Annotated in this window: 17 protein-coding genes and 1 pseudogene; 6 read left to right on the top strand and 12 right to left on the bottom strand. The window is 42.7% G+C overall.

Translation table 11 applies throughout. The features are described 5' to 3' along the window. Window positions 1-106: 106 nt before the first annotated feature. Window positions 107-865, bottom strand: coding sequence for a class I SAM-dependent methyltransferase (locus WAM07_RS09655; protein ID WP_422166392.1), 759 nt, complete (start codon window positions 863-865; stop codon window positions 107-109). A 273-nt stretch (window positions 866-1,138) separates the two neighbouring features. Between WAM07_RS09655 and WAM07_RS09650 the strand changes: the two genes are divergently transcribed. Further along, the gene (locus tag WAM07_RS09650) at window positions 1,139-2,260 is read left to right on the top strand and encodes a zinc-dependent alcohol dehydrogenase (RefSeq protein WP_422166390.1); all 1,122 of its coding nucleotides are present in this window, start codon (window positions 1,139-1,141) and stop codon (window positions 2,258-2,260) included. A 126-nt stretch (window positions 2,261-2,386) separates the two neighbouring features. After that, window positions 2,387-3,064, top strand: a complete 678-nt coding sequence (locus tag WAM07_RS09645) for a superoxide dismutase family protein (RefSeq protein ID WP_422166388.1) — start codon at window positions 2,387-2,389, stop codon at window positions 3,062-3,064. A gap of 58 nt (window positions 3,065-3,122) precedes the next feature. On the opposite strand, the gene WAM07_RS09640 is transcribed toward WAM07_RS09645, so the two are convergent. From WAM07_RS09640 to WAM07_RS09615, 6 genes are all read right to left on the bottom strand, one after another. After that, on the bottom strand, window positions 3,123-4,151 hold the full coding sequence (locus WAM07_RS09640) for a sensor histidine kinase (RefSeq protein WP_422166386.1): 1,029 nt from the start codon (window positions 4,149-4,151) through the stop codon (window positions 3,123-3,125). 37 nt (window positions 4,152-4,188) lie between these two features. Next, entirely contained in the window at window positions 4,189-4,872 is a 684-nt protein-coding gene (locus WAM07_RS09635; RefSeq protein WP_422166385.1) for a response regulator transcription factor, read from the bottom strand. A 15-nt stretch (window positions 4,873-4,887) separates the two neighbouring features. Then, on the bottom strand, window positions 4,888-5,469 hold the full coding sequence (locus tag WAM07_RS09630; protein WP_422166383.1) for a redoxin domain-containing protein: 582 nt from the start codon (window positions 5,467-5,469) through the stop codon (window positions 4,888-4,890). An 18-nt stretch (window positions 5,470-5,487) separates the two neighbouring features. Next, window positions 5,488-6,237 (bottom strand): cytochrome c biogenesis CcdA family protein, encoded by a 750-nt coding sequence (locus tag WAM07_RS09625; RefSeq protein ID WP_422166381.1) that lies wholly within the window; start codon window positions 6,235-6,237, stop codon window positions 5,488-5,490. Further along, on the bottom strand, window positions 6,222-6,836 hold the full coding sequence (locus tag WAM07_RS09620; RefSeq protein WP_422166379.1) for a hypothetical protein: 615 nt from the start codon (window positions 6,834-6,836) through the stop codon (window positions 6,222-6,224). Before WAM07_RS09620 ends, WAM07_RS09625 begins: the two co-directional genes overlap by 16 nt. Window positions 6,837-7,046: 210 nt before the next feature. Next, window positions 7,047-8,030, bottom strand: coding sequence for a ring-cleaving dioxygenase (locus WAM07_RS09615; RefSeq protein WP_422166377.1), 984 nt, complete (start codon window positions 8,028-8,030; stop codon window positions 7,047-7,049). A 300-nt stretch (window positions 8,031-8,330) separates the two neighbouring features. On the opposite strand from WAM07_RS09615, the gene WAM07_RS09610 reads away from it, so the two are divergent. The 4 genes and pseudogenes from WAM07_RS09610 to WAM07_RS09595 form a co-directional block, all read left to right on the top strand. Next, window positions 8,331-8,510 carry a YjzC family protein gene (locus tag WAM07_RS09610; protein WP_014641843.1) on the top strand — a complete coding sequence of 60 codons (180 nt, stop codon included), beginning with the start codon at window positions 8,331-8,333 and terminating at the stop codon, window positions 8,508-8,510. A gap of 421 nt (window positions 8,511-8,931) precedes the next feature. After that, on the top strand, window positions 8,932-10,071 hold the full coding sequence (locus WAM07_RS09605; RefSeq protein ID WP_422166375.1) for a M14 family metallopeptidase: 1,140 nt from the start codon (window positions 8,932-8,934) through the stop codon (window positions 10,069-10,071). Continuing rightward, the gene (locus tag WAM07_RS09600; RefSeq protein ID WP_422166374.1) at window positions 9,981-10,409 is read left to right on the top strand and encodes an FAD-dependent oxidoreductase; all 429 of its coding nucleotides are present in this window, start codon (window positions 9,981-9,983) and stop codon (window positions 10,407-10,409) included. The genes WAM07_RS09605 and WAM07_RS09600 overlap by 91 nt, the downstream gene beginning before the upstream one ends. A gap of 135 nt (window positions 10,410-10,544) precedes the next feature. After that, window positions 10,545-10,799 (top strand): annotated as a pseudogene (locus WAM07_RS09595) (Rieske 2Fe-2S domain-containing protein); the annotation flags it as partial. Window positions 10,800-10,890: 91 nt separating this feature from the next. Here WAM07_RS09595 and WAM07_RS09590 read toward each other — a convergent pair. The 5 genes from WAM07_RS09590 to WAM07_RS09570 form a co-directional block, all read right to left on the bottom strand. After that, complete coding sequence (locus WAM07_RS09590) at window positions 10,891-11,628, bottom strand: amino acid ABC transporter ATP-binding protein (protein ID WP_422166372.1); 738 nt, start codon at window positions 11,626-11,628, stop codon at window positions 10,891-10,893. An 11-nt stretch (window positions 11,629-11,639) separates the two neighbouring features. Continuing rightward, entirely contained in the window at window positions 11,640-12,344 is a 705-nt protein-coding gene (locus WAM07_RS09585) for an amino acid ABC transporter permease (protein WP_422166371.1), read from the bottom strand. After that, window positions 12,322-13,146, bottom strand: coding sequence for an amino acid ABC transporter substrate-binding protein (locus WAM07_RS09580; protein WP_422166369.1), 825 nt, complete (start codon window positions 13,144-13,146; stop codon window positions 12,322-12,324). Before WAM07_RS09580 ends, WAM07_RS09585 begins: the two co-directional genes overlap by 23 nt. 429 nt (window positions 13,147-13,575) lie before the next feature. After that, window positions 13,576-14,196: a LysM peptidoglycan-binding domain-containing protein gene (locus tag WAM07_RS09575; RefSeq protein WP_422166367.1), complete on the bottom strand. Its 621-nt coding sequence runs from the start codon at window positions 14,194-14,196 to the stop codon at window positions 13,576-13,578. An 84-nt stretch (window positions 14,197-14,280) separates the two neighbouring features. After that, a partial coding sequence (locus WAM07_RS09570; protein WP_422166366.1) for a polysaccharide deacetylase family protein occupies window positions 14,281-14,644 on the bottom strand: 364 nt, incomplete at its 5' end.

The following is a 14,644-nucleotide window of genomic DNA, read 5'->3' as shown; positions in this document are numbered from 1 at the left end:
GTAAAACTGAATCGATTTATGTAAATCGGATACGGAAAACAGAAAATGATTTAATCCTTGAATGGACATAAATTCAACTCCTTCTATGTTAATAGCAGCTTTCAGCCTAGCGTTTACACGCTTTTATAATCATAGTCGCTGGAAACTTACGAGCTTTGTACAATGAATAATAGCGATCGGACACTTCTGCTTCTATTCCATCGCAGCTCTGTCCAGGCTCACTCTCTATAACTTTCTCTATTTGGAATCCCGATTGAATTAACTGATTCATATAAGTAGACATTTTCCGCTTATAAATCATCATATCCACCTCTTCCCCTTTAAAATTTTCCATGACTGTAGCCCCTTCTTCCTGGTAGCTCCCCTCCAAGCGCAATGTTCCATCTTCACTAGTCACATGGGCATATAAAGGATGGTCCCAGCTGAATATAAAGATTCCTCCTTTTTTTAAGTAGGAATAAATGAGATCAAAGGTTGCCTGTAAATCTGTCGTCCACCCGATCGCATAAACCGAGTACACATAATCAAAATACTCCTTCGGCAGTCCGACATCTGTTTCCATCGCTCCGCAGAATAAATGAGGCTTTAACCCTTGAAGAAGTTGAGTGGCCGCTTTCTTTTGCGCATTGGATAAATCGACGCCCCACAGTTCACTCGCACCTTTAGAATCCATATAACGCAAGGAATGACCGCTTCCATAACCAATTTCAAGCACATTTTTACCTTGAAGTTCTTCGAAAAGATGTAATTCTTCTTCGGTTTGAGCGAATGGTCCATAGTTTGGCAAAGCATCCACGCCGTTAAAATGTGGCGCAACGATATCCCAGCTTACCTTATTTTGTTTTAGAATTTCTTTTGTCACCATCGTTTCCTCCTCTTTTCTCTACAACCTGTGTTTATACTATAACGCGACGCTTGTCTGCCTGCCCTTTTTTCAAAAAAGTTTCAAGGAATGAAACAGGTAAACAATCATTTGTCATGAGTCATTTTCACCTTATTAACCCTAAATACAACCTGGTCATAGAAGAAATAAACGTTAGGTAAAATATACCATATCATCCTTATTATAGTTTCAATCTCTTTATCAGAGTGAACGTATATAAGAAGAAATCTATTCCATAGAAAGGCGTGACTTTACATGCAAGCACTGACCTATCAAGGAAAAGACCATGTTGAAGTAAAAAACGTTGAAGCCCCTAAAATTCAAAGAGGCGATGATATGATCGTCCGTATAACCGCAACAGGTATATGCGGTTCAGATTTACACCTTTATAAAAACGGAATTCCTCTGTCCGAAGACTATATTATCGGACACGAACCCATGGGTATCGTAGAAGAAGTAGGACCTGAAGTAAAAAATGTTAAAAAGGGAGACCGTGTAGTGATCCCATTTAACGTCGGATGCGGCGACTGCTTCTACTGTAATAATCAGATGGAAAGTCAGTGTGACAATTCTAACCCGCACAGCGATAACGGGTCTCTATTTGGTTACTCCGAGCAATTCGGAAACTATCCCGGCGGCCAGGCCGAGTATCTCCGTGTTCCCTATGCTGATTTCACTTCCTTTGTCGTTCCAGAATCAAGTGAACTGGAAGATGAGAGTGTGCTCTTCTTGTCGGACGTTGTACCGACCGCCTATTGGAGCGTGGAACACAGCGGTGTGAAGCAGGACGATACGGTAGTTATTCTTGGTGCTGGACCCATCGGTCTGATGGCTCAGAAATTCGCCTGGATAAAAGGAGCCAAGCGAGTGATTTCCATCGATCATGTTCCGCACCGGCTTGAACATGCGAAGCGTACCAACAATGTTGAAACGTACAACTTTAAAGAACACGACGAAATCGGTGGTTTCCTCCATCAATCAACACAAGGGGGAGCTGATGTGGTCATTGACTGTGTAGGAATGGACGGCACCGTGGCTTCAAGCGACCATGGCCCTAGTGATGATCAGAATATAAGCCCGATTATCACCGCTTCCGAGTCCGTCCGGAAATTTGGAACCATTCAATTGACCGGTGTATATGGCATTAATGCGGATAACTTCCCAATCGGGGACTTGTTCGGCCGTAACGTCTCCTTGAAAATGGGACAGGCTCCCGTCATTCACCTGATGCCAGAACTTTATAACATGATTGAAAACAACGAATTTGATCCTACTGACATCATTACGCACAAAATGGATCTCAAAGATGCACCTGAAGCTTATGATATTTTTGATAAAAAATCAGACAACAACATTAAGGTCGTGCTTAAACCATAATATGAAAAGCAGCAAGTCCAGCACTTGCTGCTTTCATACCTTGTTTTAGTAAGTTTTCCAGCTCAGCTTCTCCCCAGCTTACCAAAACTAACCGACTCATCAATTGATACCTAAAGGAGAGATTTTATGAGGCGTCTATTTCCCTTACTAATTATTTGTATAGCCGTACTTGCTCTGTCCGCATGCACAGAAAATGAAGATAGTGCCAGAGATTCTGGAAACGATGGAGAGGAATCCGTAGAAACGAATGCGGACTCCAATGGAGAAAGTGAGGAAACTTCAGAGGGAAAAGAATCTAGTGAAAATAGTGAATCTGAAGGTAACAGCGACTCTCAGTCAGAGAACGACTCTAGTAAAACCATCTCTGTACAGATGATGAATACGGAAGGCAGAGAGATGGGCAAAGCTGAACTCACACAAGCTGATGACGCTGTAAAAATTGATTTCAGCGCATCAGATATTCCGCCGGGTACCCACGGAATTCACATCCATGAAAAAGGCATGTGTGAAGGACCAGATTTTAAATCAGCAGGCGGTCATTTTAACCCGACCAACGCGAGTCATGGAACAGAATCGGAGGACGGCCCCCATGCAGGAGACCTTCCTAATCTTGAAGTATCCGAAGAAGGTTCTATTCAGAAGGAAATGACGGCGGATCGGGTTACTTTGGAAGAAGGCCAGGAGAACTCCCTCCTGAAGGAAGGCGGAACGGCTCTCGTTATTCATGCAGGAGCTGATGACCAAGAATCTCAGCCTTCCGGTGAGGCAGGCGCAAGAATTGCGTGCGGTGAAATCAGCAAATAAGTTTCGGCCATTATTAAGCCCCTGGCATCCAGGGGCTTTACTTATTGCTTTTATTCTCCTATGTGTTTAGAGGCAGTTGTACATGAAACGAATGACGTGTGCCGTCTGTCTCGAGCCATACCTCCCCACCGTGCTTCTCCACAATTTCCTTACTGATCGCTAATCCAAGACCAGATCCCCCGTCGTTACGTGTTCGGGAAGGGTCAACCTGATAAAATCGTTCAAAAATTTTATTCTGATCACTAGTAGGAATAGGTTGTCCGGGACCTGAAACGGTTACCGTATAGAATGAATCTCCTGGCTCTCCTTTTACTTCTACAGAGGAGTGGCCTTGATAATAATGCAAAGCGTTATTTAATAGGTTGGTTACCACTTGCTGGATACCCTGCTGATTAATCATGATCACTTCAGGAGAAGCATGAACGATTAAATCAATCCCCCTTCGCTCATATTCGATCTCGAACAGTTGAACCACTTGCTGGATAAACGTATCCATGGCAGTGTACTGCTTGACCATGTTACTTTCTCCATCAGTTCTGCCCCATTTTTTCACTTCATCCAGGCCTTGAACCAGCTGATTAACCCGCTCTGTTTCTTCTGCCAGAGACTTATAAATATCCTTATCTCCCTGGATTACGCCTTTATTAAGTGCTTCCAGATAACCTTGTAAATTTGAAAGCGGAGTTCTGAGCTCGTGAGAGAGATCATGAAGCATTTGGTTTCTACTGCTCTCCTGCTGTTCAAGCAGAGAATTTAAATGATTCACATGGTGCACCAGTTCTCCGATTTCATCCTGGGACCTAGCCGTCAACTCCGTAGGATACTCCCCTTTTTTCATCGTTTGAATGGCGCGCGAGAGTTCATTCACAGGCTCAAGCATTCGCTTCGTTATGACAGAATAGAAGAAGGCACCTATTATAATAAGAAGCAGCGTTATGATCCACACATAAGAAGACAGGGTGGAATTAAAGGACGTCTGGGTCTGCCCCTCGACGCCCGCTACGTTAGAAGCCAAGAAACAAGCGGTTCGATAGAGGGTGAAGCCTGTAAGGATAACAACCGCAGCAAGCATAGCTATATTGGCCATAGTGAGTTTCACCCACAGCTTCTGAGTTAAGCTTCTTCTAATTTTGAACAAATTTATACCCCATTCCTCTCACGGTAAGAATCCGTTCAGGCTTAGCTGGGTCCCGCTCGATTTTTCTGCGCAGTTTCTTTATATGCGCATCAATCGTACGCCCCATAATCTCTGCTTCTCCATAAGGATGGATTTGCTGAACCAGTTGTTCTCTTGTAAATACATGTTCGGCATTTTCCATTAGAAAATAAAGCAAGTTGAACTCATAATGGGTTAATTCGAGCAGTTGATCGTTCAGCCACACCTCTCCTTTTCGAGGTTTGATCACAAGGCCATTCGAAACAATCTTTTGACAGAGGCGCCCCGTTCGACGAAGTACGGCTTCCACATGAGCCATTAATTCTTCAGGGCTGAACGGTTTCGTCACGTAATCATCCGCCCCCAGCTTCAAGCCGCTGATCTTATCATCCGTTTTGGCTTTTGCCGAGAGCATAATAACCCCGGGATCATCTTCCCGTCCTTCCTTCACCCATTCACAGAATTCTTCCCCACTGATTTTGGGAAGCATCAGATCGAGAATAATCAAGCATGGTTTCCGCTCGGAATACAGACGCATTGCTTCTTCGCCATCATAAGCTTGAAGTGCCTCATAACCACTGTTTTTCACATATAAAGCAACGAGATTTGAAATTTTCGGATCATCTTCTACAATTAAAATTTCCGGTTTCATATAACGTACTCTCTCCTATAATTCCTCCAGTCGCTGAAGCATCATGTCATAGTTCATCGCTCCGAGCATCACGGAATCAATTTTTCCATCTTCGTCTACGAACACCGAAGTAGGAACAGGATTAATCTCATACTTATTGGCTACTTCCACTTTTTTATCTAATAAGATAGGAAAAGACAAATTAAATTCATCTCTGAACTGCTGCACCTCTTGTAAACCGGATTCGGTTTCCGTCAGATTTACAGCTAAGATGACAATATCTTCGTTCTGATAAAATTTCTCCATATCAGGCATTTCCGCCCGGCAAGGAGGACACCAGGTAGCCCAAAAGTTAATCATCACTTTCTTACCCCGATAATCGGATAAAGACACCTCTTCTCCCTCAAGCGTCTGAAGTGTAAAGTCAGGGGCCTGCTGACCTTTTTCAAGTCCCGTCTTCCCGTTCTCCGGTCCCGACGAAAGTTCCTCAGTTTCTCCTGTGGTAACCGTCGTCCCCTCTTCTTCAGGGTCAGAACTCGCTTTACCCTGATAAACAAAATCATAGACCGCCCAGCCAAACAAAGCTGTCACAACCAATATAATGATCCAGCGTTTCATGACTTGTCTCCTTTCATATTAAAAAATAATCCCTAAATTGGAAAGCCAGGTATCTTGAACGAGGTTCAACAGAAAGGTCGAAATCCTCGTCATATACCCGGTATATAAAAGTGCTCCTGCCACAATCATCATGGCCCCTCCACCTTTCATAATCTGACCGCTGTATTTCAGAATAATTCGTGTAGATCCCAGGAAAAAGGAAAAGGCAAGAAAAGGAAGAATAAACCCAAGGACGTACACAACTGTGTACAGCACCCCCTGCGCGGGCTGGCTTGCGGCAAGCATTAGAATAGAGGCAAAAATTGGTCCGATACACGGCGTCCACCCTGCCGCAAATCCCATACCCGCAAACCAGGTTCCTGCATAACTAAACGAACGGCGCGGTTTAAAGCTCATTCGTTTTTCGCCCATAAACCAATTAATTTTAAGCCAGCCAGCTACAAAAAAGCCCATCAGAATAATAAATACACCCGCAATCCGCTGCAGTAAAAGGCCTGATTCACCTGACAGAAACCCTTGAATCAGGTTTCCTAAGTAGGATGCTCCAATGCCCAGCGTCAAAAATACGGTAGATACCCCTAATAGAAAGAACACCGAATGCAGAAGCAGCTTCCTTTTTACCTTGGCACTCTGATCCTCTTTAATCTCTTTTACACTCATTCCGGTTATGTAGGACAAATACGCCGGAAACAAAGGAAGTGTACATGGAGATAAAAATGAAATGACTCCGGCTCCGAAAGCAAGCCATATCGTTACATCGACCGACATGATACCTCTCTCCTCTTCTCTAAATTCCATAACAAAAACATCGCGAGGCTGATCACTACATAAAACCACAGATCCATACGATAGCCCATGATCGCCGGTGGTCCGCCTACCCACGCAGAAGCTGCAGCACTAATAGAAAATAGAGCGCTTATGATAAGAACCTGCCTGAATAGCAGCACGGCTGCAAAATATAGAAAGAACAGGACCAGTGCGACCAATCCCTCTCGCTCGAGCAGCAGTTGGGAAAGTAAAGTAAAAAAGAAGAAACTGCAAGCGAGCAGAAGAATATACTCGTACACGAAAGTCTGATGCTTCTCTTTCCGGCGAATCTCTGTGCTGATCGTAAGCAGCGAAGCTAAGTAAAATTCCAGGGTCCCGCTTGGGTAAGCTAATACGGAAAGTGGATACTCCAGCACAAGGGGCCATGTCGTCAGAAGTTTCACCCCAATAAACCATAAAGCCCACGTCACGAGCACAGAACTAAACTGCTCCAACGCCTTTTTCTTATGCCCCGTTTCCTTCGATACAGCCAGCCACATAACCAGGGCAGCAATTACTAATGAAGCAACTCGAATAATTGTTAAGGGTTGAATAGTCATCTTACATACCTCTACTTTTATTGAATTGAATTCCATCATACCTCACTTCTGTGAAAATATGATGAACGCACCTAAACAGATATTTTATTTACAATATTTGTATGACCTGAGGTACTAAAATATGGATGACCTGAGGTGGAAGTATTTGTATGAATCTTCAAGAAAAAAAGCCCTCTCCGAGTTTCATCAACTCGGAGAGGGCTTACCGTTTTAGTTATATTCTTTCTTCATATCCTTTGTACTTCTTACCGTATCAATTGGGCGTACCGCTTGTTCAATCTCTTCTCGTTTAGGCTCAAGCATTGGAGGCAGCGACAGCATTTCACCCAGTGTTTCATAAGGTTCATCTCCCATAAACCCTGGGCCATCGGTCGCAAACTCAAATAAGATTTGTGGTGCTACACCGGCATATAAGGATTCGAAATAATGGCGGTTTACGTAACCAGACGTCCTGAACCCGTACCGCGGCATACGATCAATCCATTCATTCAGTGCATCTCGATCCTCTACACGGAAAGCCGCATGGTGAACCGTACCGTACCCTTGGCGAGAGGAAGGCATTTGATCATTATGCTCTACCACCACCTGAGCTCCATTTCCACCTTCCCCTGCTTCAAATAGATGAAAAGGACCTTCATTGGCAATCTCTCTGAACAGGAGAACTTTTTCCAGTACTTCTTTAAAATAATCAAAGTCTGCAATCCTTACGTGCAGCGGTCCAAGACCAGTTATGCCATACTCCAGTGGAATCGGACCATTCTGCCAAGGAGTCCCCGCAGGTACCCCAGTATTATTTTCGTCGGAGACGAGTTCGTATGCTTGTTCGTCAAAGTCTGTAAACGGCAGTACTCTCTTTCCGAATGTCTCTTTGATTCCCTCGTGTTGAACTTCTAATCGGTCGAATCGCTTCACCCAGTACTCGAGCGCTTCATCACTGGGAACCCGGAAGGAAGTTTTAGATATTTCGTTCGTTCCGTGTTGACCTTTGGGGATTCCCGGAAAATCAAAAAATGTCATATCTGTTCCCGGACTCCCTTTATCATCTGCAAAAAACAAGTGGTATGTCTGAATATCATCCTGATTGACCGTTTTCTTCACCAGCCGCATTCCCAGTACGTATGTGAAAAATTCATAATTCTTTTCCGCACTGCTGGTAATCGCGGTCACATGGTGCAAGCCCTTCAATTCGTTCATTTCATACCCTCCGTTGACTTAAAAATAATTTATCTCAATTTCAAGATAAATATAATATGAATACAATTAAATGTCAATTTTAAAGGATTTCATCAAGTTTTAATATTCGCTATATGCTGTTCGAACTATACTCCCTCAATTCTTCCCACTTTTCCAATGGACCAGCTCTGCCGAATCTCCTATTTTCCATTTTTATCAAATAATTACGTTTTAACCCATTACTTTTATGGTAAATACGTTATATAAGAAAAGGACAACCTATTTTTTTCCTTTTCTAATTTATTCAGGAGGTGGAGCAACATGGCACAAAACACTTATAAGACAGGCGAAAAAGCGCCAGAATCAGGCACTTACAAGGTACAAAGCTTAGTCAGTGGAGGTTCAAATCAGGACAATACTGAAGTGAAAGTGGAAAAAGGTGAACAGTTCCCCCCTTCTCCTTCAAGTAATGAAGCTGCCCACTGGGTAAAAACTTCGTAATCACCAAATGTAAGATAGACCGGATCAAAGGGAAACCTTGATCCGGTCTTTTCTTGTCCTGAACTAAAAAAACACTCCTCGGTTGTGTACCATGCCTATAGTTTGGCGTTGGATAGAGGATTCAGCCCCCCTTACTTTATTGACCTTTACCGTATTCCTAATGAAAACCTCCCCCTAGATTGGATTCTTTCTTCGGAAATGAAACTGAATTTATTTTTTTAAGAAAACAATTCAATCTGCCACCTTTTAAAATTCACTTATACCTTAAACAAAAAATCCTTAATCTTCCTGTTTCTAACACTTCAAAAGCATTCAAATCATTTCACACTATCACTTATATTATTTCAATATAAAAATTACTGTTTAGCATTTCGTATTTGTGGAATTTATTACAAAAAGCATTCGAAAGGTAGTGAGTCCTATGACAGCAACAGAAAAATATTTTAAGAGAGATTATGAACAATCCAGAGAAACTTTCCAAGAACTTTTATCCACCATCAAAGAAAAGTGGCCTCAGGCTGTTTTATCCACCGAAACCATCGGACAGGATCCGGACAATACCATTGATGTTATTTATTCCGAGGCGCTTACCTCGAACGAACAAGTCGTCTTCTTCACTACAGGAGAGCACGGAATTGAGGGTTATGCCGGTGCAGCAGTGACTCACCTGTTTGTCGAGGAGTACCTCAATCAAATTGATCCACAAACTACTGGCATCTGTCTCGTGCACGCAATTAACCCCTGGGGAATGCGGAATTTCAGACGTGTAACTGAAAATAACGTGGATTTGAACCGTCATTATTTATTCGACCCAGGTTCAATTCCTGAGAATGTAAACGAGAATTACTCGGAAGAGAGTCATATTTTTCAGCCCAACGGTCCCGTTAAGGATGTAGCCAAAGAAAAAACAGAGCTATACGAACAATTGAGTAAAGGAATGATGAGAGAAGGATACAGTGGAATTAAGAAAGCAAAAGGCATGGGACAATTTGAATTCCCACGCGGCGTATATTACGGAGGATCCAGCGAAGAGGAATCAGCCAGCTTTTTAAAAGCTTGGCAGAGAAAACTCCTTTCTACCTATCCACGTGTGATCCATATGGATTGGCATACAGCTCTTGGACCAACCAACGAGGTGACAATGGTCGTCTCCGAACATGATGAACGGGAAGAAGACCATCTGAAAGAAGAGTATGGTATGGATAATATCCAGAAGTTCACTCCTAAAAAGGTAAAAGGAGACTCTACCAACTATTTTCATAAATTAAAAAATGAAGAAAATCCAGATACCTATCTATTTTCGGCTTTATTTGAGTTTGGTACATTCGGCACAAGCCGAAAAGCAGAGCTGCGGGAATTTACAACGATCATCCTGGAAAACCAGCTTTACTGGGAAGGGGCAGAAAAGGAGCAGGATCGGCAATGGATTCTTGAGGAATTCAAGAATATGTTCTACCCCCATGAAGAAAAATGGCGGCAATCGGTACTGGAAGAAGCACGTCTCGCCATCGAGTCTATTCTTACACAAGAAGAGATTTTAGTTTCCTATCAAACTACCTAGGAAGGAGAAAAAATATGGCGCATCAGCTCCCTGAAAGATCTTTTCCCTTATGGAGAGACCAGTCAATTGAATCCTTTCCCGTCCTAACCGAGAATACGGAAGCAGATGTGACGGTCATCGGAGCCGGAATCACTGGAATTTTGACCGCTTATCTTCTGGTGAAAAAAGGATACAGCGTGGTCATCCTTGAAGCAGGGAGATTGTGGAAGGTACCACCGGCTATACTACGGCGAAAATCAGTTCTCAGCACGGACTCATTTATGACCACCTTATTCGAACGTTCGGCAAAGAAAAAGCCAAACTCTACTATGACGCGAATCAGGACGCACTGCAGCTGATTGATCAAATTAGACAGGAACACCATATCGACTGCGATTTCGCTTACCAGGATGCTTACGTTTACAGCACCACTGTAGAATCAACACGGAACATTGAAAAAGAAGCCAAAGCCTATGAGCAGCTCGGGATTAATGGAGAGCTCTCCGGACGACCTGGCCCCGGATTAAGGGGCCATCATTAATAAAGACGGAAAGAAAGCCGGTGCTTATAAAACAGCTGATGGGACTGTTAAAATAGTCGATCCTACATGCACCCATATGGGCTGCGATTTGGAATGGAACAATGGAGAACGCTCCTGGGACTGCCCTTGCCATGGTTCCCGATTTACGCCGGATGGAGAAGTTATCGAAAGACCTGCGACGAAACCACTAAAAAAATTAACCAAATAATCATAATCCTTTATTAAACTAGTGGTTCGCTTTGGGTGGAAAAATGTGTTCCCTAAAAAAAGAACTTCCGCTACCGGAAGTTCTTTTTTTATTACTGCTTTATTAAATTTAAAAATTGCTTTGTGCGTTCTTCCTTAGGCTGTTCAAATAGCACAGATGGTTCGCCTCTTTCAACGATCATGCCATTATCCATAAACAGCACTTCATCAGCTACTTCTTTAGCAAAGCTCATTTCGTGAGTAACAACCACCATCGTACGACCTTCTGCCGCTAGTTTCTTCATGACCTGGAGAACTTCACCGACTAATTCCGGATCCAGTGCTGAAGTCGGTTCATCAAACAACATGACTTTAGGGTCAATCGCCATGGCCCTGGCAATCCCCACTCTCTGCTGCTGCCCTCCTGAAAGCTGATAAGGATACACTTCCATTTTCTCATGGAGACCAACTTTAGTCAGAATATCCACTGCTTTTTCACGCGCTTTGGCCTTAGCGACTTTTTGGACGGTTATAGGGCCTTCCATCACATTTTGAACGGCCGTAAAGTGCGGAAACAAATTATAGGTTTGAAAAACCATTCCGGTTTGTTTCCTGAACTCCCTAATTTCTTTTTTGGAAACTTTTTCTGAAAATTTAAGGGTCTGCTGATCAATTGTGATGGAGCCTTCTTCCGGTTGTTCAAGAACGTTCAAGCACCGGAGAAGCGTCGTTTTACCCGAACCTGAAGGACCAATGATAACGACCACTTTTCCTTGTTCTACTTGTAAACTGATATCTTTTAAAACGACTAAGTCGCCAAATTGTTTTGATATATTGTTCATGTTAATCATGAGCATTCTCCTTACGTTTTCACATAACGGTTCATGCGGTTCTCAATTCTGCCTTGCAGAACCGATAATAGAAAGCATATGACCCAATAAATAGCAGCCGCTTCCACGTACACCAGTAAAGGAGTATAAGTCGTGGCCACAATTTCCTGAGCTTTTCTGAACATTTCACTAACCAAAATCGTAGAAGCCAGTGATGTTTCTTTAACCAACCCAATAAATGAATTGGATAAAGGAGGAACCGACACCCTCGTAGCTTGAGGAAGGATAACTCGTCTTAAAGATTGAAGATAAGACATTCCGATAGATGACGAAGCCTCCCACTGTCCCTTTTCAATCGATAAAATAGAGGCCCGTATCGTCTCAGAAGCATACGCACCTGTATTTAAGGAGAACGCAATAATCGCTCCCACAAAAGGTTCAAATTTCAAAGCTTCGATTCCTAAATTACCTAACCCGTAGAAGACAATGAACAACTGGACAAGCAGAGGAGTCCCCCGAATAATTGATACGTACACTCTGGCTATTCCAGACAGTACTTTGATACCGGAAATTCTAAATAAAGCCGTTGTGATCGCCAATATCAGCCCAATCACAAAGGAAATGAGCGTAAGGGGAATCGTATAAGAAAGAACTCCTTTCAACAAAGGAAGAAAGGAGTCTTGTAATATAGTTACATCCTCTGAACTGAGAAAGCTACTGAGTAGAAACATCTTCATTGAACCATTCGTTAGAAATTTCTTCTAGCGTACCGTCCTCTTTCATTTCTTTCAGTGCTCCGTTTACGGCCTCAACAAGTTCAGGATTATCCTGACGGAACATCATAGCTGTTTCTGAGGCATTATCCTCTTTAGCAACAATCTCCACCTTCGACTGATCGCCTTTTTCCTTCAAATAATCCAAAACGGAAAGACGGTCATTCACGGTAGCATCGACACGGCCATTGTTCAATAGTTCCATAGCAGGATTGAACCCTTCAACACTTTGAATCTCAGCCCCGTATTCCTTCGCGATATCTGCATAGTTACTTGTCAATGATTGAGCGGACACGGCGCCGTCCAAATCTTCAAAACTTTGCATATCACTGTTGTCTTTTCTTGCTACCAGAACAGCTGATGTATAAGTGTAAGGTACAGAAAAGCTGTACTTCTCTTCTCGATCCGGTTTAATCCCTACCTGATTCGCAATCATATCAAAACGATTGCTGTTCAAGCCGGCAAACATAGAATCCCATTTGGTTTCTTTGAATTCAATTTCAAGATCTAAACGCTTCCCGATTTCCTTTGCTACTTCTACATCATACCCTGTCAGTTCATCGTTTTCGTTGTGGAACGTGTACGGGGCATAAGTCCCTTCGGTTCCTACAGTCAGGACCCCTTCTTCTTGAATTTCTCCATATAAGCTTTTGTCACTGCTTTGGTCACTGCCAGATGAAGACTCCTCTTCATCCCCACTTGATCCGCAGGCTGAAAGTATAATAATAAATAATGACGTAATGGTTAACCAGGTTAATTTTTTCATTCTATTTGCTTCCTCCTTTATAATACCAACTAATTTAATCGGTTTAATATACTATTAGAGAATACATGTCGTTTCAGCAAAGGTCAACAATAATGTTTGATCTCTCTTAATTTCTTACAGTACGGCTGTTTTATACCTATAAAAAAAGGACACCTCCCTACTTCGGAGAGTGTCCTTTTAGCATTCCCAATTTCTTAATTATACGATCTTCTTGATTAACCTTCCAATGGCGCGTGGGATAAAGAGAAGGATATCAACAATTGTATGAATTAGTGAACGAATCAGTTTCATCGTCATACCTCCTTGTGTACATACGTAAATGTTCCACCTGAAAGCCTGACGCAAACTGAGTCCTTTTCCGTCTTTTTTTCAATTTTACTATACTGAAAAACCATAAAAGGACAAAAGCTCCCTGTCTACCGTCCTATATCACGGAAGCATTAAACTTCTACCAGGATAGATCAAACTCGTATTGGAAATATTGTTAACCTCCGCTAAACGCTTTACCGTTGTTCCGTTTCTTCTCGCTATACTGTAAAGGGTATCCCCTGCTTTAACAGTATAACTTTTCATATCCTGAGGAATTACCAGATCTTGACCTATTCGTATATAAGATGGATTTGAAATTTGGTTTGCCTCGATAAGGTCATTCAGGGACACGTTATACCTTTTAGCAATGCTGTAAAGTGTGTCCCCAGCTTTCACTGTATAGCTGTCCCCCTGGGCAGGAGGAGGATTCGGAGTATCCCCTGGAATGGAAAGGCGTTGGCCAACCTGAATTACATTAGCATTTGCAAGGTTATTCTCTTTTACAATTTGATTAACCGTTACCTCATATTTTCCAGCGAGGCTATAAAGAGTATCTCCTGCTTTCACCGTATGAATGGTTCCTGAAGCAGAAGGCATATTTAAAATTTCCGAAACCGTGACAAATTGATAACCTTTAGCTTTTAATGAACGGATTATATCCGGCAGTGCACCCGGAGTCCCGGACGCTCCTGCTCCCGTGTGCATCAGCACAATGGAACCCGGAACAATATTATCTATCACTCGGTTATAAACCTCTGTTTCTGATAGACCTTTCCAATCCAGTGTATCAATATTCCAGTGAATAGTGTGGGTATAGCCCGCATTTCATACAGCTGTAAGTACCGTGGAATTCACGGCGCCAAAAGGTGCCCGGAACAACGGTTTAGTCGATACGCCTGTTATACTTTTCACCGTAGCTTCAGTCCGGTCTAATTCGCTTTTTATTTCAGCACTCGATAGTTTAGTAAAATCAGCATGGGTATAAGAGTGATTGGCTAATTCGTGACCGGCCGCTTTAATATCTTTAATAGAATTTGGATGAGCTTTTGTTCCCGAGCCTGTTAAAAAGAAGGTAGAGTGGATATTTTCATTGGAGAGCGTTTGCAGGATCTTAGCAATGTTTGTCCCATCTGAGCCATCATCAAATGTTAAAGCTACACGTTTACCAGATGTATTGCCTTTAGTAACA

Origin of the sequence: Halobacillus sp. (assembly GCF_049282395.1) — a bacterium.
Taxonomy (GTDB): Bacteria; Bacillota; Bacilli; order Bacillales; family Halobacillaceae; genus Halobacillus.
The sequence above is the reverse complement of the archived record's forward strand: the minus strand, read 5'-3'. Positions and strand labels throughout refer to the sequence as shown.

Excerpts from the sequence above, each read along its gene's own strand:
- WAM07_RS09640 (WP_422166386.1), bottom strand. The coding sequence starts at position 4,151 with ATGGCCAATATAGCTATGCTTGCTGCGGTTGTTATCCTTACAGGCTTC.
- WAM07_RS09590 (WP_422166372.1), bottom strand. The coding sequence starts at position 11,628 with ATGATTAACATGAACAATATATCAAAACAATTTGGCGACTTAGTCGTT.
- WAM07_RS09585 (WP_422166371.1), bottom strand. The coding sequence starts at position 12,344 with ATGAAGATGTTTCTACTCAGTAGCTTTCTCAGTTCAGAGGATGTAACT.
- WAM07_RS09620 (WP_422166379.1), bottom strand. The coding sequence starts at position 6,836 with ATGACTATTCAACCCTTAACAATTATTCGAGTTGCTTCATTAGTAATT.
- WAM07_RS09650 (WP_422166390.1), top strand. The coding sequence starts at position 1,139 with ATGCAAGCACTGACCTATCAAGGAAAAGACCATGTTGAAGTAAAAAAC.
- WAM07_RS09655 (WP_422166392.1), bottom strand. The coding sequence starts at position 865 with ATGGTGACAAAAGAAATTCTAAAACAAAATAAGGTAAGCTGGGATATC.
- WAM07_RS09645 (WP_422166388.1), top strand. The coding sequence starts at position 2,387 with ATGAGGCGTCTATTTCCCTTACTAATTATTTGTATAGCCGTACTTGCT.
- WAM07_RS09600 (WP_422166374.1), top strand. The coding sequence starts at position 9,981 with ATGGCGGCAATCGGTACTGGAAGAAGCACGTCTCGCCATCGAGTCTAT.
- WAM07_RS09610 (WP_014641843.1), top strand. The coding sequence starts at position 8,331 with ATGGCACAAAACACTTATAAGACAGGCGAAAAAGCGCCAGAATCAGGC.
- WAM07_RS09630 (WP_422166383.1), bottom strand. The coding sequence starts at position 5,469 with ATGAAACGCTGGATCATTATATTGGTTGTGACAGCTTTGTTTGGCTGG.
- WAM07_RS09625 (WP_422166381.1), bottom strand. The coding sequence starts at position 6,237 with ATGTCGGTCGATGTAACGATATGGCTTGCTTTCGGAGCCGGAGTCATT.
- WAM07_RS09635 (WP_422166385.1), bottom strand. The coding sequence starts at position 4,872 with ATGAAACCGGAAATTTTAATTGTAGAAGATGATCCGAAAATTTCAAAT.
- WAM07_RS09580 (WP_422166369.1), bottom strand. The coding sequence starts at position 13,146 with ATGAAAAAATTAACCTGGTTAACCATTACGTCATTATTTATTATTATA.
- WAM07_RS09615 (WP_422166377.1), bottom strand. The coding sequence starts at position 8,030 with ATGAACGAATTGAAGGGCTTGCACCATGTGACCGCGATTACCAGCAGT.
- WAM07_RS09605 (WP_422166375.1), top strand. The coding sequence starts at position 8,932 with ATGACAGCAACAGAAAAATATTTTAAGAGAGATTATGAACAATCCAGA.